Origin of the sequence: Delftia sp. HK171, from assembly GCF_001886655.1 — a bacterium.
Taxonomy (GTDB): Bacteria; Pseudomonadota; Gammaproteobacteria; order Burkholderiales; family Burkholderiaceae_C; genus Comamonas; species Comamonas acidovorans.
Map to the genome: position 1 here is coordinate 948,451 of NZ_CP018101.1, position 20,987 is coordinate 969,437.

11 protein-coding genes are annotated in these 20,987 nt (G+C 68.5%); 5 read left to right on the forward strand and 6 right to left on the reverse strand.

What is annotated here, in order from left to right; translation table 11 throughout:
* Positions 1–72: 72 nt before the first annotated feature.
* Entirely contained in the window at positions 73–3,654 is a 3,582-nt protein-coding gene (locus BO996_RS04320) for an indolepyruvate ferredoxin oxidoreductase family protein (RefSeq protein WP_034389748.1), read from the reverse strand.
* Positions 3,655–3,842: 188 nt separating this feature from the next.
* Here BO996_RS04320 and BO996_RS04325 point away from each other — a divergent pair, with 188 nt between their 5' ends.
* Together BO996_RS04325 and BO996_RS04330 are read left to right on the forward strand one after the other, a co-directional pair.
* Positions 3,843–4,346, forward strand: a complete 504-nt coding sequence (locus tag BO996_RS04325; RefSeq protein WP_071954106.1) for an Lrp/AsnC family transcriptional regulator — start codon at positions 3,843–3,845, stop codon at positions 4,344–4,346.
* Positions 4,347–4,506: 160 nt separating this feature from the next.
* The gene (locus tag BO996_RS04330; RefSeq protein ID WP_034389750.1) at positions 4,507–6,267 is read left to right on the forward strand and encodes an MFS transporter; all 1,761 of its coding nucleotides are present in this window, start codon (positions 4,507–4,509) and stop codon (positions 6,265–6,267) included.
* 250 nt (positions 6,268–6,517) lie between these two features.
* Here BO996_RS04330 and mltA read toward each other — a convergent pair whose 3' ends face one another.
* On the reverse strand, positions 6,518–7,702 hold the full coding sequence (mltA, locus tag BO996_RS04335) for a murein transglycosylase A (RefSeq protein WP_034389752.1): 1,185 nt from the start codon (positions 7,700–7,702) through the stop codon (positions 6,518–6,520).
* A 315-nt stretch (positions 7,703–8,017) separates the two neighbouring features.
* Between mltA and BO996_RS04340 the strand changes: the two genes are divergently transcribed.
* Together BO996_RS04340 and BO996_RS04345 are read left to right on the forward strand one after the other, a co-directional pair.
* The gene (locus BO996_RS04340; RefSeq protein WP_071954107.1) at positions 8,018–8,746 is read left to right on the forward strand and encodes an OmpA family protein; all 729 of its coding nucleotides are present in this window, start codon (positions 8,018–8,020) and stop codon (positions 8,744–8,746) included.
* A 105-nt stretch (positions 8,747–8,851) separates the two neighbouring features.
* Entirely contained in the window at positions 8,852–10,126 is a 1,275-nt protein-coding gene (locus BO996_RS04345) for an amino acid deaminase (RefSeq protein WP_071954108.1), read from the forward strand.
* 5 nt (positions 10,127–10,131) lie between these two features.
* On the opposite strand, the gene BO996_RS04350 is transcribed toward BO996_RS04345, so the two are convergent.
* From BO996_RS04350 to BO996_RS04365, 4 genes are read right to left on the reverse strand one after another with little or no spacing between them, the layout of a single operon-like run.
* The gene (locus BO996_RS04350) at positions 10,132–10,761 is read right to left on the reverse strand and encodes a response regulator transcription factor (protein WP_012202778.1); all 630 of its coding nucleotides are present in this window, start codon (positions 10,759–10,761) and stop codon (positions 10,132–10,134) included.
* Between the two features lie 16 nt (positions 10,762–10,777).
* On the reverse strand, positions 10,778–12,865 hold the full coding sequence (locus tag BO996_RS04355; RefSeq protein ID WP_442856944.1) for a two-component system sensor histidine kinase NtrB: 2,088 nt from the start codon (positions 12,863–12,865) through the stop codon (positions 10,778–10,780).
* 26 nt (positions 12,866–12,891) lie between these two features.
* Complete coding sequence (locus BO996_RS04360; protein ID WP_071954109.1) at positions 12,892–13,707, reverse strand: carbon-nitrogen hydrolase family protein; 816 nt, start codon at positions 13,705–13,707, stop codon at positions 12,892–12,894.
* Complete coding sequence (locus BO996_RS04365) at positions 13,704–17,849, reverse strand: YhdP family protein (protein ID WP_071954110.1); 4,146 nt, start codon at positions 17,847–17,849, stop codon at positions 13,704–13,706. The genes BO996_RS04360 and BO996_RS04365 overlap by 4 nt, the downstream gene beginning before the upstream one ends.
* A 133-nt stretch (positions 17,850–17,982) precedes the next feature.
* Between BO996_RS04365 and glnE the strand changes: the two genes are divergently transcribed.
* Positions 17,983–20,727 carry a bifunctional [glutamate--ammonia ligase]-adenylyl-L-tyrosine phosphorylase/[glutamate--ammonia-ligase] adenylyltransferase gene (glnE, locus tag BO996_RS04370; protein ID WP_065347259.1) on the forward strand — a complete coding sequence of 915 codons (2,745 nt, stop codon included), beginning with the start codon at positions 17,983–17,985 and terminating at the stop codon, positions 20,725–20,727.
* The last annotated feature ends 260 nt before the right edge of the window (positions 20,728–20,987 follow it).

Consider the following 20,987-nt stretch of genomic DNA (forward strand, 5'->3'; position numbering starts at 1 on the left):
CCCACACCTTGCGGTGCGGACGGCGGCAGCGATCTTACAGGAGGCCCCTGGAGCGGGGCGGTCCGTGTGGTTTCAGGCGACGCCGACGGCGGGCTTGCCCGTGCTGCCCGCACCCCGTGACGGTGCGCTCCAGCGTGCCATCAGCGCCTTCCACTTGATGCGGGCCGCTGCCAGATTGCGCTCCTTGACATGGCCGTAGCCGCGGATGTCCTCGGGAATGCTGGCGATCTCCACGGCCAGCGCCAGGCGCTCGGGCGTGAGTTCGGCCAGCAGGCCTTCGATGCACTGGCGGTATTCCTGGATCAGGGCGCGCTCGGTGCGGCGCTCCTGCGTGCGGCCGAAGGGGTCCAGCGCCGTGCCGCGCAGGCCCTTCATCTTCGCCAGCACTTCCATGGCCTTGCGCATCCAGGGACCGTAGGACTTCTTGACCAGATGGCCGTGCTCATCCTTGCCGGCCGACGACGGCGGCGCCAGGTGGTGGACCACGCGGTAGTCGCCCTCGAACATGCCGGCGATGCGCTGGCTGAAGGCCGCATCGGTGTGCAGGCGCGCGACCTCGTACTCATCCTTGTAGGCCATGAGTTTGAACAGATAGCGGGCCACGGCCTCCGACAGGCGCGTGCCGGAGCCCGCCACGCCGCGCTCGGCGGCATGGACCTTGTCCACGAAGGCCTGGTACTCGGCTGCATAGGCGGCGTTCTGGTAGCCCGTGAGGAAGTCCACGCGCTTGGCCACCATCTCGGTCAGCGAGGGCTTCTTGACGAACTGGATCACCTGGGCCGTCTGGAACAGTGCGCGCACGGCGGCCAGGTCATGGGCGCAGCGGCGGCCCCACTCGAAGGCGGCCTTGTTGTTGTCGGCCTGCACGCCGTTGAGTTCGATGGCGCGCATCAGCGCCGCATGCGACAGCGGCACGCGGCCCTTTTGCCAGGCGTACCCCAGGATCAGCGGGTTGGTGTAAATGCTGTCGCCCAGCAGCTGCACGGCCACCTGCTCGGCGTCGAAGCTGCCCAGCAGCTCCGGGCCCACGGCCTGGGCCAGTGCGCTGGCGCAGCGGTCGTCCGGCGCCTGCCAGTCAGGGTTGGTGACGAAGGCTGCCGTGGGCGAGCCGTGGCTGTTGAGCGCCACGAAGGTGCGGCCCGGCTGCATCACGGACATGGTGGTCGGCGTGGCCGTGACGATGGGGTCGCAGCCGATCACCAGGTCGGCCTTGGCCATGTCCACCTTGGTGGTGTAGATGGCCTCGGGACGGTTGGCGATCTGGATGTGGCTCCAGGTGGAGCCGCCCTTTTGCGCCAGGCCGGCCGCGTCCTGGGTGATCACGCCCTTGCCCTCCAGGTGGGCCGCCATGCCCAGCAGCGAGCCGATGGTGATCACGCCCGTGCCGCCGACGCCGGCCACGACGATGCCCCAGGCCTGCTCGGCCACCGGCAGCACGGGCTCCGGGATGGCGGGCAGCATGGACAGGTCGCCCTTCTTCTCCTTCTTGGGCTTCTTGAGCTGGCCGCCTTCGATGGTGACGAAGCTGGGGCAAAAGCCCTTCACGCAGGAGTAGTCCTTGTTGCAGGTGTTCTGGTTGATGCGGCGCTTGCGGCCGAACTCGGTCTCCACCGGCTCGACCGACAGGCAGTTGGACTGCACCGAGCAGTCGCCGCAGCCCTCGCAGACCAATTCATTGATGACCACGGTCTTGTCGGGCGTGGCCAGCGTGCCGCGTTTGCGGCGCCGGCGCTTTTCGGTGGCGCAGGTCTGGTCGTAGATGATGGCCGTGCAGCCCTTGAGGGTGCGGAACTCGCGCTGGATGCGGTCCAGCTCGTCGCGGTGGTGCACGGTCACGCCCTCGGCCAGCGGCACGCCGTCGTACTTGGCAGGCTCGTCGGTGACGATGACCAGTTTGGCCACGCCCTCGGACTTGAGGCTGTTCATGATCTGCAGCACCGAGTGGCCCTCGGGCCGCTCGCCCACGCGCTGGCCGCCCGTCATGGCCACGGCGTCGTTGTACAGCAGCTTGTAGGTGATGTTCACGCCGGCCGCGATGCTCTGGCGTATCGCCAGCAGGCCGCTGTGGAAGTAGGTGCCGTCGCCCAGGTTGGCGAAGACATGCGCGTCCTTGGTGAAGGGCGCCTGGCCCACCCAGGTCACGCCCTCGCCACCCATCTGCGTGAAGGTGCTGGTGGAGCGGTCCATCCACACCGTCATGTAGTGGCAGCCGATGCCGGCCACGGCGCGGCTGCCCTCGGGCACGCGGGTGCTGGTGTTGTGCGGGCAGCCGCTGCAAAACCATGGCACGCGGTCGCCCGTGGGCTGGCTCTGGGCGGCCTTGAGCGCGGCCTCGCGGGCGTCCAGCACGGCAATGCGCTCGTGCATGCGCTGGGCGATGTGTTCGGGCACGCCGATCTTGGTCAGGCGCTGGACGATGGCGCGCGCGATGAGGGCCGGCGTCAGGTCCGCATTGGGGCGCAGCAGCCAGTCCTGGCTGGGATTGGGCACCGACCATTCGCCGCCGTGCTCATCGCTGAACTTGCCGACCACGTTGGGCCGCACGTCGGAGCGCCAGTTGTACAGCTCTTCCTTGATCTGGTATTCGATGACCTGGCGCTTTTCCTCCACCACCAGGATCTCCTGCAGGCCGCGCGCGAAGTCGCGCGTGATGGTGGCCTCCAGCGGCCAGACCACGTTGACCTTGTGCACGCGTATGCCCAGCTGGCGGCAGGTGTCGTCGTCCAGGCCCAGGTCGGCCAGGGCCTGGCGCATGTCGTTGTAGGCCTTGCCGCTGGCGATCAGGCCGAAGCGGTCGTTGGGACCGTCGATCACGTTGTGGTTGAGCCGGTTGGCGCGCACATAGGCCAGGGCCGCATACCACTTGTAGTTCATCAGCCGCTGCTCCTGCTCCAGCGGCGCATCGGGCCAGCGGATGTGCAGGCCGCCGGGCGGCATCTGGAAGTCCTCGGGCAGGATGATGTTCACGCGGTCCGGCTCCACCGACACGCTGGCCGAGGACTCCACCACCTCCTGGATGGTCTTCATGCCCGACCACAGGCCGGAGAAGCGGCTCATGGCAAAGGCGTGCAGCCCCATGTCCAGGATGTCCTGCACATTGCTGGGAAAGAACACCGGCGTGCCGCAGGCCTTGAAGATGTGGTCGCTCTGGTGGGCGGCCGTGCTGCTCTTGCTGATGTGGTCGTCACCGGCCAGCGCGATCACGCCGCCGTGCCTGGCCGTGCCCGCCATGTTGGCGTGCTTGAACACGTCGGAGCAGCGGTCCACGCCCGGGCCCTTGCCGTACCACAGGCCGAAGACGCCGTCGAACTTCTTGGTCTCGGGATAGAGATCCAGCTGCTGCGTGCCCCAGACGGCCGTGGCGCCCAGCTCTTCATTGACGCCGGGCTGGAAGACGATGTTGTTGGATTCGAGGTGCTTTTTCGCGGCCCATAGCGCCTGGTCATAGCCGCCCAGCGGGGAGCCCCGGTAGCCGCTGATGAAGCCTGCGGTGTTCAGGCCCGCTGCAGCGTCGCGCTGGCGCTGCAGCATGGGCAGGCGCACAAGGGCCTGTACTCCGCTCATGAATGCACGGCCGTGCTGCAGAGCGTATTTGTCGTCGAGAGTGACCGTCTCCAGGGCGCGGCGCACGTCTTCGGGCAGTGGGGCATTCATGGCTTGTCTCCATCGATGGTCGGCGCCCTGTCATGTCCTGCCCGGAACGGGAAAGAGGCATGCACGGCACTCGTTGTCTGAACCAAATCGCCTTTTTTCAGTGTATTCGTGCTCGTCTGATAGGTCTTTGCTTTCTTTGCGCTGTTTCAAGTATTCTTGGCAAGAATCTTTCTTGAAAACGGTGTTTTGTGCAAACTTTGGACAAATTCGATATTGCCATCCTCGGCCACCTGCAGGCCGACGCACGCCTGACCAATGCCGAGCTGGCCCAGCGCGTGGGCCTGTCGGCCGCGCCCTGCTGGCGCCGTGTGCGGGCGCTGGAGGAGGCGGGCTTCATCCGCGGATACCACGCCGACATCGACCGCCACAAGATCGGCCTGGGCGTGCTGGCCTTCGTGCGGCTCGATGCCGTGCGCACGGCCGGCTCGCTGACGCTGGAGATGGAGGACGCCATCCGCAAGCTGCCCGAGGTCGTGACCTGCCACTACATCAGCGGCACCGGCACCTTCGAGCTGCAGGTGGTGGCGCGCGACCTGGACAGCTTTGCGCAGTTCGCGCGCAACACGCTGCTGAACCTGCCCAATGTGAAGGACATGCAGACCAGTTTCTCGCTGGGCGAGATCAAGTCCAGCCATGCGCTGCCCCTGTCCCAGCTGGGGCCCATGGCGGGCAAGGGCCTGCCGGACCAGTAGCCGCAGGCCGGCGGACTGGCCTGTGAAGGTCGCGCCGAAGCGACAGTGTGCTCCTGAAAAAGGAGCAAAAAACGCCTGCCGTGCAAGGCAGTGATCATGGTTCTTAGTGCAACAACCATTTCTGGCGCACCCCCGCGTTTGGGCCGAGAATCAGGGGCACATGGCCGCAGAACAAACAACACCAGTCCCCGCCCAGCCGCCTGCCTCTGAATCCGAGCCTTCCACCCAGCCTCCGGCCGAGCCTTCGGGCATGGGGGCGCCGGGCACCCTGATCGAAGACCCGTCAGGCATGACGGCCGCCGACAAGGCGGCTGCCGAGGCCGAAGGCCAGAAGACGGCCCAGGCCCAGCAGGGCGTCTGGGCGCCGCTGTCCGGCCCCACCTTCCGCATGCTCTGGCTGATCTGGATGGCGGCCAACACCTGCATGTGGATGAACGATGTGGCGGCGGCCTGGCTCATGACCTCGCTGACCACCTCGCCCGTGCTGGTGGCCCTGGTGCAATCGGCCTCCACGCTGCCCGTCTTCCTGCTGGGCCTGCCCAGCGGCGCGCTGGCCGACATCCTGGACCGGCGCCGCTACTTCATCGTCACCCAGTTCTGGGTGGCGGCCGTGGCCCTGGTGCTGTGCCTGTTCGTGCTGTCCGGCCAGATGACGGCGCACTGGCTGCTGGTGCTGACCTTTGCCAACGGCATCGGCCTGGCCATGCGCTGGCCCGTGTTCTCGGCGCTGATTCCCGAGCTCGTGCCCAAGCACCACCTGCCCTCGGCCATGGCGCTCAATGCCGTGGCCATGAACGCCTCGCGCATCATCGGCCCCCTGGTGGCCGGCGCCATCATCGCCAGCCTGGGCAGCGCATGGGTGTTCGTGCTGAACGCCGTGCTGTCCATCCTCTCGGGCATCGTGCTGATCCGCTGGAAGCGCCGCCATGTGGCCAACCCGCTGGGCCGCGAGCGCCTGCCCTCGGCCATGCGCGTGGGCCTGCAGTTCGTGCGCGAGTCGCCCCGCATGCATGCGGTGCTGGCGCGCACGGTGTGTTTCTTCCTGCAGTGCACGGCCGTGATGGCCCTGCTGCCCCTGGTGGCCCAGCGCCTGCACGGCCCCACCGAGGGCGGGGGCGGCGCCGAGACCTTCACGCTGCTGCTGGCCTCCATGGGTGCGGGCGCCATCGTGGGCGCCATGTTCCTGCCGCGCCTGCGCCAGGCCATGTCCAAGGAAAGTCTGATCCGGTCGGGCTCCGCCGTGCATGCGCTGGCCACGCTGGCCGTGGCCCTGTCGCCCAATGTCTACATGGCCGTGCCGGCCATGATGCTGGCCGGCATGGCGCTGATCTCCACCGCCAACGTGCTGGGCGTCTCGGCCCAGATGGCCTTGCCCAACTGGGTGCGGGCGCGCGGCATGTCCATCTACCAGATGTCCATCATGGGCGGTACGGCGACAGGCGCCGCGCTCTGGGGACAGGTGGCCAGCATGGTGGGCGTGCGGGGCAGTCTCATGGTGGCCGCCGCCAGCGGCGTGGTCTGCATGCTGCTGGTCCAGCGCCTGGTGCGCGACCGCCAGATCGAGGAGGATTTGAGCCCCTCCAAGGCCTTCCAGCGCCCCGAGGTCAACATCCCCGAAGCCGGCCGCGTGGTCGTCACCATCGAGTACCAGATCGACCCCACCCAGGCCGAGGCCTTCCGAGCCCTCATGCAGGAAAGCCGCCGCAGCCGCATGCGCCAGGGCGCGCTGGGCTGGAGCCTGCTGCACAGCATGAGCCACCCCGAGCGCTACGTGGAGCAGATCATCGACGAGTCCTGGACCGAGCACCTGCGCCGCTTCGACCGCGTCACCGCCGCCGACGTGGCCCTGCGCGACCGCAAGCTGGCCTATCACAAGGGCAAGGAACCGCCGCGCGTCACGAGGTACTTCGATACCCCCTGAGGCGCTGCGCGCCTTCCCCCTGAGGGGGACGGCGCCCTCGCAGCGAGGCTGCTCTTGCTTGGCGCCCCTGGCGTTGGGCCGCGCCAGAGCGAGGGACAGTGGATAGAGGTGTGTCTGCGCTGGTCTTGTGCCATGCGGGGGGGGCGAGCCTTGGCGCAAAGGATAAAACCGGCGCACCCCAAAGCGAGGCTGTCGTCCCCCTCCCTCGCGGAGCGAGTAGAGAGGGGAAGCGGCGTAGCCGCTCAGGGGGTCACCTCAAGTGCGGCGCCTGGCTGGCAAGGCTGCGCGGCCAGAAGGCCCACAGGCGCAGGTTCTGCTTGATGCGGCCGGCCAGGTCGCCGGCTTCTGGGCCCCAGCCCATGAAGTAGTCGGCGCGCACGGCGCCGACGATGGCGCTGCCGGTGTCCTGGGCGAATACCAGGCGGTTCAGGGCCACGGTGGGTCCGGATGTGGACAGCCAGACCGGCGTGCCGTAGGGAATGCTCTGCTTGTCCACGGCGATGGAGCGGCCTGGCGTCAGGGCCACGCCCTGGGCGCCCTTGGGGCCGAATTGCAGGTCCAGGCCTTCCAGCGGCTCCTCGCGGAAGAAGACATAGCGCGGGTTGCTCCACAGCATTTCGTTGACGCGGCCGGGGTTGGCGGCCACCCAGGCGCTGATGCCGGGCCAGGTGGCGTCGCGCACCAGTCCCTGGTCCAGCAGCCAGCGGCCCACGCTCTTGTAGGGCTGGTCGTTGGTGCCCGCAAAGGCGACGCGGATCGTACGTTGCGCACCTGTAGGCTCGGTGATGTTCAGGCGCCCCGAGCCCTGGATGTGCAGCACCATCGCATCGACGGGGTCGCGCAGCCAGGCGATGGCGCGGCCTGCCAGGGCCGCCTGGGCCTCGGGCATCGTCTCGATCTGCTGGCGCGAGAACCAGGGCTTGCGGCTGCCGAAGCCGGCGCCGGCCGGCGTCTTGTACAGCGGCACGTTGAAGCCGTCGCCCGGTAGGCGCCGTGCCTCGAACAGCGGCTCGTAGTAGGCGGTCAGCATGCCGTCCGGGCCACCGCCCAGCGCTTCGATGCGGTAGGGCTGCAGATTGGCCATGAGCCAGGCGCGCTGCTCGTCGCCCGTGGCAATGCTCAGCTGGCGCACGTCCCGGCACAGGCCCGCGAAGACCGAGCTGGGCCGTTCGCAGTTCTTGAGCCAGGCATTCCAGGCTTCGTGCAGCGCGTCTTCCTGCAGGCCGGGCAATTCGCTCCAGTCGGCTGCGATCCAGCGGCTCTTGGTGGGGGTGCTGGTGACCAGCGGGGGCCTGGGTGTCACGGTGACCGGGCCTCCCGGCTGCAGGTCGGGCACGGGCGAAGGGTCATAGACCGGCTTGGTGGTGGTCGTGCAGGCGACCAGCGTCCCTACAATCAGCGCCATCGCGGCATGGCGCAGGAGGTGGAAATTCATGGGGTTGATTTTGCTCGAAGCACTGCTGGCCTTGGTGATTCTGGTCGCTATTGTGTGGTGGACCATGTTCTCCGGGCGCCGCAAGGGCGAGTTGCCCGTGGACACGCCACGGGATTCGCATCCGTCTCCAGACAAACCCTCTCCCGGGCAGGATCGCAGCGGCCCATGACGGCCGTGGAGGCAGCCTCGCGGAGCGGGCGCCGTCCTACGGGTATGCCCTGCCCGCACTGATAGGCTGTGCGCAGCCTGCTTTCCACAATGGGGACCCTGGCGCTACCGCACGGTGCGTTCCCAAGATTCAAAAAGGAGTTTCCCATGCGCAAGCACATCGTTCTGGCCGCCGCAACGGCTGCCGCACTGTTCATCTCCGGCTGCGCGAACATGAGCGACACCCAGCGCCGCACGGCCACGGGTGCTGGCGTGGGCGCTGCAGCCGGCGCCGTGCTGGGCGCGGTCACCGGCGGCAGGGCCGGCACGGGCGCCGTGATCGGTGCCGGCGTGGGTGCACTGGGCACCTACATCTGGTCGCAGAACATGGAAAAGCAAAAGCGCGAGATGGAGCAGGCCACCCAGGGCACGGGCGTGAACGTGAGCCAGACGGCCGACAACCAGCTCAAGCTCGACATTCCCAGCGACATCTCGTTCGATACCAACCGTTCCGACATCAAGGGCAACTTCGCCCCCATCCTGGACCGCTTCGCCGAAGGCCTGCGCAACAACCCCAATGCCGAGGTGCGCATCATCGGCCACACCGACAGCACGGGCTCGGACGCCATCAATAACCCGCTGTCGCTGGACCGCGCCAACAGCACGCGCAACTACCTGACCATGCGCGGCGTCTCGGGCGCTCGCATCGCCACCGAAGGCCGTGGGTCGCACCAGCCCGTGGCTTCCAACGACTCGGCCAGCGGCCGCGCCATGAACCGCCGCGTGGAAATCTTCGTGGGCGAGATCCCGCAGCAACAGCAGCAGCCCCAGTATCAACAGCAGCCGCAGTACCAGCAGCCGCAATACCAGCAGCCGCAGTACCAGCAGCCCCGCTGATCCCGGCTCTGGCCCGGATGCAACGCCCCGCAACGCGGGGCGTTTTTGCGTGGGTGGCCACCTGCCTTGCCCTATGCTGGCACCCATCCATCAATGGGGAGTCGTATGAGTGAAGCAAGCACAGCAGGCATGGCCGACGTGGTCAGCCCGCTCGACAAGGGCCTGGGTGCACTGTCGGCGCCCAGCGCGCCGCAGGACGCCGCAGCGCAGGGCTGGAACCTGCTGCGCGAGGATCTGGGCCTGCCGGCCGCCGTGCTCTCGCAGTCGCGCCTGGCGCACAACCTGGCCTGGATGCAGCGCTTTGTGGACGCCTACGGCGCCAAGCTCGCGCCCCACGGCAAGACGACCATGGCGCCCCGCCTGTTCCGCCAGCAGATTGATGCGGGCGCCTGGGGCATCACCTTGGCAACCGCCCAGCAGACACGCGTGGCCCATGCCCACGGCGTGCGCCGCGTGCTCATGGCCAACCAGCTGATCGGACGGCGCAATATGGCCGCCGTGGCCGAGCTGCTGGCCGATCCCGGTTTCGAGTTCTTCTGCCTGGTGGACTGCGCCGAGCAGGTCGAGCAACTGGCGGCCTTCTTTGGCGCGGCGGGCCAGTCCGTGCAGGTGCTGATCGAGCTGGGCCCGCCCGGCGGGCGCACGGGTGTGCGCTCCGATGCGCAGATGCAGCCGCTGCTGGACGCGTTGGCAAGGGCTGGCGCGGCCGTGCAACTGGCCGGCATCGAGGTCTACGAAGGCGTGCTCAAGGAAGAGGATGCCATCCGCACCCTGCTGCGGCGAGCCGTTCACTGGCTTGAGCGGCTCGCAAGCGACGGACGATTGCAGCGCAGCCCGGCCGTGCTCACGGGGGCCGGCTCGGCCTGGTACGACGTGGTGGCCCAGGAATTCGGCAAGGCCGACATTGGCGGCCCCCTGGATCTGGTGCTGCGCCCCGGCTGCTATCTCACGCATGACGCGGGCATCTACCAGGCAGCGCAGCAGCGCATCGACCAGACCAACCCCGTGGCGCAGCAGATGCGTGCCAGCCTGCTGCCTGCGCTGCAGGTCTGGGCCTATGTGCAGTCACTGCCCGAGCCCGGCCGCGCCATCGTGGCGCTGGGCAAGCGCGATACCGCCTTCGAGGCCGTGCCGCCCCGGCCCGCGCTGCGCTACCGCCCCGGTGATGCCGCGCCGGTGGCCGCACCGCCCTATTGGGAGGTCACGGCCATGATGGACCAGCATGCTTTCCTGAAGGTGGCCGAGGACGATGGCCTGCGCGTCGGCGACATGCTGGCGTTCGACATCTCCCACCCCTGCCTGACCTTCGACAAATGGCGGCAGATGGCCGTCGTCAATGACCGCTATGACGTGGTGGACGTGATCGCCACGTATTTCTGAAGACGTCAGCCGTGCGTGCGCAGCAGGTTGGCCAGTTCCACAGCCGACTTGACCTGCATCTTGTCGAAGACGCGCGCGCGGTGGACTTCGACGGTGCGCACGCTGATGTCCAGCTGGTCGGCGATGAGCTTGTTGGGAATGCCCTCCACCACCAGCCGCATCACGTCGCGCTCGCGCTCAGTCAGTTCGTTGAAGCGCGCACGCACGGCCTCGCGCGCACGGGTCTCGGCCTGGTGCTGGGCTGACAGTTCCAGCGCCTGCTCGATGCGGTCCACGAGCGCGTTGTCCGAAAAGGGCTTCTCGCAGAAATCGAAGGCGCCGCGCTTGACCGTGTCCACGGCCGTGGGCACGTCGGCATGGCCGGTCAGGAAGATCACGGGCATGCCCGCGATCTGGTTGCGCTCCAGCATGAGGTTGAACAGCGCCAGCCCGCTCATGCCGCCCATGCGCATGTCCAGCAGCAGGCAGCAGGGATTGCGTGGCGGCGGGCGCGACTGCAGCATGGCGTCGAAGGCCTCTGCGCTGTCATAGCATTCGCTGAGCAGGCGGCGCGAGCGCAGCAGCCAGGCCAGCGCTTCGCGTACATCGGTGTCGTCATCGACGATGTAGACGGTGGCGTCGGGTACAGGTTCCATGGGCCTATTGTTCCATCTATGGTTCCACCTGTGCCGTGTTGTGGGTCGGCAGCGTGAAGGCGAAGACGGTTCCGCGCGGGCTGTGCGGGCTGTGCTGCAGGTGGCCGCCATGCTGTTCGACCACGGTGCGGCACAGGCTCAGGCCCAGGCCCATGCCCTCGTTGCGCGTGGTGAAGAAGGGCGTGAACAACTGCTCCGCCACATGCTTGGGGATGCCGCTGCCGCAGTCGATGACGGCGAATTCCACCCAGCTGCGGCGCGTGCTGGCGGCCGCACGCCGCACGCGCAACTGCAGTTCGCGGTCCACGGTCTCGGGCGAGTCCATGGCCTGCATGCCGTTGCGCGCCAGGTTGAGCAGCACCTGCTCGATCATGGTCGGATCGCAGAGCACGGGCGACAGGCCGGGCTCGATATCGGTGGTCACGCGCACGCCCAGGTTGCGCGCCTGCAGGCTGACCAGCGGCAGCACGGCGTCTATGAGTTCGGCGGCACCTATGACTTCGCGTGACTGGTCGCGCCGCCGCACGAAGTCTCGCACGCTCTTGATCACGCGGCCTGCACGGTCGGCCTGGAAGCTGATGCGCTCCATGGCCATGCGCAAGTCCTGCAACTGCTGGCGCAGATGGGCTTCGTTGCCGGCGCTGCCTGCCGCACCGTCGTCGCTGCCCAGCATGTTCAGCGATCCCGTGGCGTAGCTGGAGATGGCCACCAGCGGCTGGGTGAGTTCATGGCTGAGCAGCGACGCCATTTCGCCCACGGTGGCCAGGCGGGCCGTGGCCTGCAGGCGCTCCTGCGAGGCGCGCGAGATCTCTTCCATGCGCTTTTGCTCGCTGATGTCGATGAAGGCGCTCATCCAGCCCGTGTGCTGGCCCTGGGCGTTGATCAGCGGCGCCTCGAAGATCAGCACCGGAATGCGTGTGCCGTCCTTGCGCATGAAGATGCTTTCGTGGCCCTCGCGCGGCGGCGGTGCGTTGCCGGACAGGCGGTTGTCGCGCCGGCGCGCGTAGATTTCGGCGCGCTCGGGCGGCCAGTAGGGCGCGATGCTCAGGCCCAGCAGCTCCTCGGCCGTGAAGCCCACCATGTTGCAGAAGGCCGGATTCACATAGCTGATGCGGCCCTGCAGGTCGCGCGCGCGCAGGCCCGTGACCAGCGAGTCCTCCATGGCCTTGCGAAAGGCCAGCGCATCGCCCAGGTCGCGCTCGGCACGCAGGCGGCGGCGGTTGTCGCGCACCAGCACGGCGACCACGGAGACCAGGGCGATGGACATCAGCGTCACCAGGGCCGTGAGCACGTTGGGGAACACGCTGGGCGCGCGGTGCCAGCTGTCCATGCGCAGCACCAGGGTGCTGCCGGGCAGGTCCAGCAGCTGCTGCGCCGTGAACATGCGCGTGCCGCGCCAGGAGGCGCCCAGCAGGGCCAGGCGCGTGCCGTCGGGCTCGGTGAAGGACACTTCCTGGGTGCGCGGCAGGTTCTTGCTGACCTGGGTGATCAGCAGGCTTTGCAGGCTGTAGGTGCCGATGACGAAGCCGATGATGTGGCCGCTTTGTGTCAGCGGCAGGCAGACCTCCATCATCTCCGTGCCCAGGCCCTCGGCCAGCAGCTGGAAGTAGCTGGGCGAGTAGGCGGGGCCGTTGAGGCGGCGCGCGTGCGTGCAGGTCAGCACGGCCTCGGGGTGGGTGTTGTTCGTGCGCAGCTGGTCTTCCCACTGCACGTTGCGATAGGGGGTCTCGGCATGGGAGCGGATCTGCAGGCCCGCGTCGCGCCACTCGATGCGCATCAGCTCGCGGCGCACCTGCAGCAGCTCGGCGGCGCGGGTCTTCCATTCGGCGGGCTCGTTGTCGGGCGCGTTCAGCGCCTGCAGGTCCTGCAGGTTGCGGTTGAGCGCTGCGCGTATGTCGGCCACGGCATTGGCCGTGTCGCGCTCCAGCTTGTCCTGGACCTGGGAGGCCTCGTAGCGCCCGGCCAGCCAGACCATGGTGACGAGCATGCTCAGGACCAGGGCGACCAGCAGGCTCCACAGCGACCAGCGGCGCCAGGCCGTGCGCCAGCGGCGCCAGGGCCAGCGGCCTTCGGGCATGGGCGACATCGGTGACATGGCCGGCATGGGCGGCATGGGCGGGTGCGGTGGATTCACAGGACGCGGTGCTCCAGGGCCGGCAGCTGGCGGCGCACATGCGCCAGGCGCTCGCGTGTGATCTCGCCCAACACCACGCCGGCGCCCTCGGCCTGCTGCGCCAGCACCATGCCCCAGGGATCGGCCAGCAGGCTGTGGCCCCAGGTACGGCGGCCGTTTTCATGGTGGCCGCCCTGGGCGGGTGCCAGCAGGTAGGCCTGGTTTTCGATGGCGCGGGCGCGCAGCAGCACTTCCCAGTGCGCCAGCCCCGTGATGTGGGTGAAGGCGGCGGGCACCAGCAGCAGGTCGGCGCCCTGCTCGGCAAGGCGGCGGTACAGCTCGGGAAAACGCAGGTCGTAGCACACGCTCAGACCCAGGCGCCAGGTCTCGCCCTCGCGCGAGGTGATGTCGCAGGTCACGGGCGTGTGGCCCGCCTGGACCACGGCGGCTTCCGTGTAGCGCTCGCGTCCGTTGTCGTAGTGGAACAGGTGGATCTTGTCGTAGCGCGCCACGCATTCGCCCTCGGGCGAGAACACCAGGGAGCTGTTGAGCACGTGGGCGTCGTCATCGGCCACCAGGGGCAGGGTGCCGCCCACGATCCACAGCTGCAGCTCGCGTGCTGCGCGGCGCAGGAAGTCCTGGATGGGGCCTGCGCCGAAGCTCTCGCGGTAGGCCAGCTTGTCGGTGTCGCGCAGGCCCATGGCGCAGAAATATTCGGGCAGGGCCGCGAGTTCGGCCCCCTGGTCGCGCGCCTGGCGCAGCAGTGCCAGCGCCTGGTCGAGGTTGGCGCGCACATCGGGTTCCGACACCATTTGCAGGGCTGCGATTTTCATGGGTTCTCTCCTGAAGAAGCGGGCTCGGTGGCGCCGGAGGGCGTGCTGGCGGGGCTGTTGGCGGCAGGATCGGAAGGTGTCGTGGCCCGGCGCCGCGGCAGGGCCGTGACCTGGGGCTCGTCCCAGCTGCCGTCGATGCGGAATTCCTTGGTGGCCGCCGCGATCAGCGGGCCGCGCAGCAGCACCTGCGCCAGGAAGCTGCCCAGGCCGACCACGGGGTTGATGGCCGTGGCCACCAGGGAGGCCGTCATGGCATTGATCTCGGGCACCACCACCACATGCAGATTCTGCGTCTCCTGGACCAGGTCGGCCGTGCCCTCCATCAGCACGGCGGCGTTGACGCCTTTCATCTGCATGTTGTTGGTGCGCGCCACGCCGTCGGTGATCTGCACGTCGCCGCGCATGAAGTCGAAGGCGAAGCCGTTGCTGAATACATCGCGGAAATCCAGGGTCAGCCGGCGGGGCAGCGCCTGCAGGCTGAGCACGCTCAGCAGCTTGGCCAGGCCCGGCTCGGCCTTGAGGAACTGGCCGGTCTGCACATCCAGGTGCATGGAGCCAGAGAGGCTGCGGAAGTCGGGCGTGATGGGCGAGCCCGTCCAGCCCGCCGAGCCCTGCAGCACGCCCTTGCCGTTGCCCACCACGCCGGGCATGTCAAAGCGCGTGAGCAGCTTGCCCACGTCGCGCAGGTCCAGCTGGAACTGCAACTGGCTGCGCCCCGGGTGTTCGGACTGGCCCTGGGGCAGGCGCCACTGGCCGCTGGCCGTCAGCGTGGCCTCGGGCGTGGCGATGTTGAAGCGCGACAACTGCCATTCGCGCGCCGCCGCATCGCCGGGAACGGGGCGGTTGCGGGCCTCCACTTCCAGGCGGCCCAGGGCGTGGCCTGACAGGTGCATGTCGTCCACCACGATCTGCAGGGCCGGCAGCTGGCGCGGCCCCTCGCTGAACAGGGCGTCCACACGGTCGGATTTGGCCTCGGGCACCGTCAGGCGTGACAGCCGGGCCACCAGCTGCCCTTCGGGCTGGGCATCCGTGCCTTCGCGAAAGCCCACGTAGCCGTCAAGCTCCTGGGAGGCGAGGTTGCTGTGCCACGAGCCGCCATCGCGCGAGATGCCCGCCACCACGTCGTGCAGCTGCCGCCCCTTGGCCTGCAGCTGCTTGACGCGCAGGGTCAGCCGGTCGGGGAGGTATTCGCGCGCAGGGTCCGCGGCATCGGCGGGCTCCGGCTTGGCGCCGCTGGACTGCGGCGCCAGTGCCAGCCAGTCGTCGAGATTGAAGAGAGGCAGCTGCACATGGGCCTGCACGCCCTGGCCCGAAGTGGAAGCCGTGCCCGCTTCCTGGCCGATGAGGATGCTGCCGTGCAGCACACGGCTGTGCTTGCCGCTGATGTCGCGCTCATAGAACACCGAGCCCGTATCGCCCAGTTGCACGCTGATCTGGTCGCGCAGCGGGGCATCGGGAGAGGTGAAGCTGGCGGGTGCTAGCTGGTGGCTCACGTTCAGTGGCTGGATGGACTCCGCCGCCTTGCCCAGCGGGGCGGGCAGGTTGATGCGCATGCCTTGCAGGCTGGACTGGACCTGGATTTCGGGTGTTCCGCGCCGCACCTTCAGCAGCAGGGAATAGGGCGACTGGCCTTCGGCATGGCGGGCCAGGTCGGCCACCCAGCCCAGTTCCCTGGCTTCGCGCAGCCCCTGTGCCGTGGCCGTGCCCTGCACGCGCACCTTGACGGACGATTCGGTGGCCGGCGCATTGCGCGCCAGCGCCTGCATGCCGCCATCGGCGCGCAGCTCACCGCCCAGCGCGCGCGCCTGCAGGCCGGCCAGCGAGAAGCCGGTTTCGGAGAACTTGACGGCCCCGCGCAGCTGGCTCAGATGGGGCGTCTGATCATCGAGCTGCAGGGAGTTGCCCGCCAGCGTGACCTGTCCAGACACCTTGCTGCGGTCCAGGTGGTCGATGGGCAATTGCAGCTGCAGGGCCAGTTGCGCGGCGCCCGTGGCCTCGCTCCCGTCCAGCACGTGCCCGGTCAGCGCCGACAGGGCCGAGGTCTTGACCACGCCCAGCATGTCGGCCAGCGGGCCCTGGCCCTTGGCGGTCACGGCCACCTCGGTGTGGCCCAGGTTGGGAATGCTGGCCTGGATGTCGCGCATCTGCAGCTGCGGGTAGCCCGCGAACTCGCCGCGTGCATTGCGCACGGCCATCGACGAGCGGTCGAAGACCAGCTCGCCCGACAGATCCACCAGGGCCGGCCAGGGCGCCTCGCCATGCGTGAGCAGATGGGGCGGCACATATTCATAGTGCACGTCATGCAGCTTGGCAGCGATATGGAACTCGCCCTGGCTGGGCTTTTCGGCCGGCACGTGGTCCAGGTGGCCGCGCACCTTGAAGTTCACCGTGCTTGCGCGCCCGGCGTGGATGGCCTCTCGCACGTAGTGGCGCGCATCGGCGGGGATTTCCAGCGGCAGGTAGCGGTGCACGCGCGTGCCGTCTGCGTTGCGCAACTGGCCCTGCAGGTCCAGCACGCCCGGAAAGCGCGGGTGCTTGTCGCTGCCGTCGCCGGTGTGCCATTGCGCACGGGCCTCGCCCTCGGTGTCATCGTTGGCAAAGCGCAGGTTGGGCACCTGCACGCTGATGGCCTGTCCGCGCAACTGCCAGCGCAGGCTGGCCTGCAGGCGGTGCAGCGGGATCTCGGGTTCCTCGAAGACGCCAGGAAAGGACAGCGCAGCCGGCTGCTGCCCCGTGCCCTCCATCTCCAGCTGGGCCTGTCCGCCGTCCTGGTCCAGCGAGAAGCGCGCGTTCAGGCCCTTGATGCCGGGCATGCCCGGCTTAGTGGGGCCTTCGGACGATGCCACGCCGTCGATCGACAGCTGCTGCAGCTCGCCGCTGGCCTTGTACTGCTGCACAGCCTGCAGCGGGCCGCGCCAGCTTCCCTGGAACTGGCGCAGCTGGCCGGTCGGGGCCATATCGGCCAGATGGCGCTGCAGCTGCTCGGGCAGCGGCAGGCGTTGGCCCAGCTGGGCGAGGATGGCCAGGTCAATGCCATCGGCCTGGAACTCGCCCTGCTCACCCAGCGTCCCCTGAGTGCTGGCGCCCGCAGGGTTGTAGCGCGCGCGCAGGTTGCCGGCAGGCCAGTGCAGGCCGTCACCCGTGGAGAACTCCAGGTTCTGCGCGGCGAAGCGCCAGCCGTCCTGGTGCTGCACGCTCAGCCGGCCCGTCAGCGCCTGCAGTTGCAGCGGCTCCAGGTTTTCGCGCCACTGCAGTTGCAGGGCATTCACCGCCACATCGGCCATGGCACCCACGGGCTGGCCCTGGCGCAGGTCGATCCAGGCGCGCAGTGCGCCCCGGCCCTGCTGCAGGCGCAGGTCGGACGTATCCATGTACTGCCCGAGCCGGGACAGGTCGATCTGCGTGAACATCGCATGGGCCTGTCCGCTCCAGCGCTGCCAGTTGCCTTCGTGCGTGGACAGCAGCGGCTCGCGGAACAGGCCGGCGAGCATGAAGCGCTCGCCCCAGCCTTCGGGCGGCGTGGCATCCAGGCGCATTCCGTGGCTCCAGCCCTTGTTGCGCAGCACCAGGTCCACATCGCGCAAGGCCAGCGGCGGTGCCTGGCGCAGTTCGTCCACCCACAGCAGGCTGCCGCCGCGCAGGGCCAGCTCGGTCTGGGAAAACAGCCAGTCGGCGGCGGCATTGTCCCCGCCCGATGAAGGGCTGATCTCGATGCCGGCCACGAAGACACGGCCATCGGCCGCGCGGCGGACCACGAGTTCGGGGCGGTCGATATAGATCTGCTCCACGCCCAGGCGCATCAGCGAGCGGGCCGAAACGGCCACCACCACGCTGGGCAGGCGCAGGGCGTCCGCGGAGTGTTCTGGGTCTTCGACCACCACGTCGCCCAGCTCGAACCGGGGGACCAGTCCCTCGCTGCGGGCCGTGATGCTGCCTATGCGCACGGGTAGGCCCAGCGTGCGTGAGGCCAGGGATTCCAGCTGAGGACGCCATTCGCCGATTCGCGGCACAATCCAGCCATGGAGCACCCCCCACACGGAGCCCAGGACCAGCCAGAAGGCCAGGACCAGCCCCAGTGACCACCGCGCAAGGCCGGCCATCCAACGGGTCAGGCGTGTGGGGTGCGGTTTCGGTTCGATCATCGGCGGCATCAGCTATGACGGGAATTATGACCGGCACCCTCAGGGGCCGGACGGTAACCAAGGGTTGCTGCGATCCCTCTGCGCGTGAGTGGCCGCTTCTTTCGCGTTCCGTATGCAATCCTCAGAGCACGCAATGGCAGACACGGCCTTGAATGTCCCCGCACAGGCCGCCTATTCCCGTTTCCACCAACGGCTGCATCGTCGCTATGGCGACGAGTTGAGCCTGTTGCCGCCGGGCCCGCCCGAGCGCGCCTCCATGGAGCAGGCCCTGGCGGCGCTGCTGGAGCGCGGGCTGGACCTGTCGGCCGCGCTGCGCGTGCTGCGCCAGCTGGTCATGGAGCGCACCATGGTGCTCGACTGCGAGCAGCAGGCGCCGCTGGCCGTGGTCACGCGGGCCGTGACCGAGCTGGCCGAGCTGGCGCTGGAGCGCGCCTGCATCCAGGTGCGCGCCGAACTCGATGCGCGCCATGGCGCACCGCAAGGCCCCGAGGGCCGGCCCGTGCAGCTGTGGATCATCGGCATGGGCAAGCTGGGCGCGCGCGAGCTCAATGTCTCCAGCGACATCGACCTGATCTACGTCTACGAGCAGGACGGCGACACGGCCGGCCTGCCTGACGGGCGCGGCGTTCTCTCCAACCATGAGTACTTCGCACGCGTTGTCAAAGGCATCTATGGCCTGATCGGCGACACCACCGAGCACGGATTCGTGTTCCGCGTGGACTTGGCGCTGCGGCCCAACGGCAACTCGGGGCCGTCGGCTGTCTCGCTGGCCTCGCTGGAAGAGTATCTGCAGACCCATGGCCGCGAGTGGGAGCGCTTCGCCTGGCTCAAGAGCCGGGTGGTGGCGCCCATGGACAGCGTGCGCTCCACGCAGGTGCAGGCGCTGCGCGCCGTGGTCCTGCCCTTCGTCTTTCGCCGCTATCTGGATTACGCGGTCTTCGATGCGCTGCGTTCGCTGCACCGCCAGATCCGCGAGCATGCGGCGCGGCGCAGCGCGGGCCATCCCGGCCGCTCCAATGACGTCAAGCTCTCGCGCGGCGGTATCCGCGAGATCGAATTCACCGTGCAATTGCTGCAGGTGGTGCGTGGCGGCCAGTTCCCCGAGCTGCGCTGCCGCCCCACGCTGGAGGCGCTGGGGCGCCTGGCGCGCGCCGGCCTCATGAGCCAGGAAGTGGCCGACGCCCTGGGCGCGGCCTATACCTTTTTGCGCCGTGTCGAGCACCGCATCCAGTACCTGGACGACCAGCAGACCCATGTGCTGCCCACGCGCGATGACGACCTCGAATGGATTGCGCGCACCATGGGCTTTGCCGATACCTGCGCCTTCCTGCACCAGTTCGACGCCCACCGCGAAAAGGTGGCCGAGGAGTTCGACACCCTGCTCGGCGGCTCGGCCCCGCCGCAATGCAGCGCGGGCCGCTGCAACGGCGCCCGCAGCCCTGCCCAGGGAGGAACGCCGCGCGAGATCGATGGACTCATGGAGCAGTTGCCGCCCGCCCTGGCCGCCCACGTGGCCGACTGGCGCGGCAACGCCCGCATCGCCAACCTGCGCGACGAGGCGCGCAGCCGGCTGTTCCGCCTTGTACAGCGCACGGCGCAATGGGTGGCCGAGCGCAGCGTGCCCGAAGACGCCGCAGTGCGCTTTCTGAACTGGCTGGAGCCGCTGCTGCGCCGCGAAAGCTATCTGGCCCTGCTGCTGGAGCGCCCTGCCGTGCACGAGCGGCTGCTGGACCTGCTGGGCGCGGCGCGCTGGCCCGCGCGCTATCTGCAGCAGCACCCGGGCGTGATCGACGAGCTGGCCAACGACGCCATGCTGGGCGAGCGCTTCTCTCCCATGGATTTCGAGCATGAGCTGGCCCTGCGCCTGGCCGCGCTGCAGACCACGGGCGAGGACGACGACGAAACCCTGCTGAACTTGCTGCGCCGCGCCCACCATGCCGAGGTCTTTCGCACGCTGGCGCGTGATATCGAGGGCCGCATCACGGTCGAGCAGGTGGCGGACGACCTCAGTGCGCTGGCCGACTGCGTGCTGCGCGTGACGGCCAGCTGGTGCTGGAGCCGGCTCAAGAACCGCCACCGCGAGTCGCCGCAGTTCGCCATCATTGGCTACGGCAAGCTCGGCGGCAAGGAACTGGGCTACGGCAGCGACCTGGACATCGTCTTCGTCTTCGATGACGACGACGAGCACGCCTCCGAGATCTATGCCGCCTTTGTGCGCAAGCTCATCAACTGGCTGGCCGTCAAGACGGGCGAGGGCGATCTGTTCGAGATCGACACTGCGCTGCGCCCCAATGGGAACTCCGGCCTGCTGGTGACCAGCTTTGCCTCCTATGCCAACTACCAGCAGCAGCGCGGCAGCAACACGGCATGGACCTGGGAGCACCAGGCCATGACGCGGGCGCGCTTCGTGCTGGGCAGCGACGATCTGCAGGCCCGCTTCGACGCCGTGCGCGAGGCCGTGATCACCGCACCGCGCGACGCTGCGGCCCTGCGCGACGAGATCGTGGCCATGCGCGAACGCGTTCGCACTGCGCATCCGGTGCGCGGCGGCCTCTTCGACGTCAAGCACAGCCCCGGCGGCATGGTCGATGTGGAGTTCGCCGTCCAGTACCTGGTTCTCTCGCAATCGGCCCTGCATCCGGGGCTGATGGCCAATCTGGGCAACATCGCGCTGCTGCAGCGTGCGGAAGAGGCGGGCCTGCTGCCTGCAGGCGTGGGCCAGCAGGCCGCCCGGGCCTACCGTGAACTGCGCCGCCTGCAGCACGTGGCGCGGCTGGACGAGCGGACGGCCCAATTGGTGCCGGGCCAGGCCGAGCCGCTCAGTGCGCCGGTCAAGGCCCTGTGGGAAGCGGTTTTCACGGGGGCCGCTCTGGTGTGAGGATGCGGGGAGGGAAGGTGGTCGGCCCTGGCCGACGCCCTCCCGTCAGCATCCATCGAACACGGCCTACAGCAGAATGACGCTCCTCGTCAAAATGTTACATTTTTCCCGCCCCCGACCCCTGGAACTTCTGCAAAAGTAGCTCATCTATTGGACAGGTTGACGAGAGAGGGTATCCAGACCGAATTTCACGTTGCGAAGCCTCTGGGGCCACAGTCCTGAACTGTTCCGCCCGAAGCGCTTCTCCTCCCTCCCTCTCT

Coding starts and splice junctions, on each gene's coding strand:
- BO996_RS04320 (WP_034389748.1), bottom strand. CDS start 3,654: ATGAATGCCCCACTGCCCGAAGACGTGCGCCGCGCCCTGGAGACGGTC.
- BO996_RS04330 (WP_034389750.1), top strand. CDS start 4,507: ATGGCCGCAGAACAAACAACACCAGTCCCCGCCCAGCCGCCTGCCTCT.
- mltA (WP_034389752.1), bottom strand. CDS start 7,702: ATGAATTTCCACCTCCTGCGCCATGCCGCGATGGCGCTGATTGTAGGG.
- BO996_RS04340 (WP_071954107.1), top strand. CDS start 8,018: ATGCGCAAGCACATCGTTCTGGCCGCCGCAACGGCTGCCGCACTGTTC.
- BO996_RS04345 (WP_071954108.1), top strand. CDS start 8,852: ATGAGTGAAGCAAGCACAGCAGGCATGGCCGACGTGGTCAGCCCGCTC.
- BO996_RS04350 (WP_012202778.1), bottom strand. CDS start 10,761: ATGGAACCTGTACCCGACGCCACCGTCTACATCGTCGATGACGACACC.
- BO996_RS04355 (WP_442856944.1), bottom strand. CDS start 12,865: ATGCCGGCCATGTCACCGATGTCGCCCATGCCCGAAGGCCGCTGGCCC.
- BO996_RS04360 (WP_071954109.1), bottom strand. CDS start 13,707: ATGAAAATCGCAGCCCTGCAAATGGTGTCGGAACCCGATGTGCGCGCC.
- BO996_RS04365 (WP_071954110.1), bottom strand. CDS start 17,849: ATGATCGAACCGAAACCGCACCCCACACGCCTGACCCGTTGGATGGCC.
- glnE (WP_065347259.1), top strand. CDS start 17,983: ATGGCAGACACGGCCTTGAATGTCCCCGCACAGGCCGCCTATTCCCGT.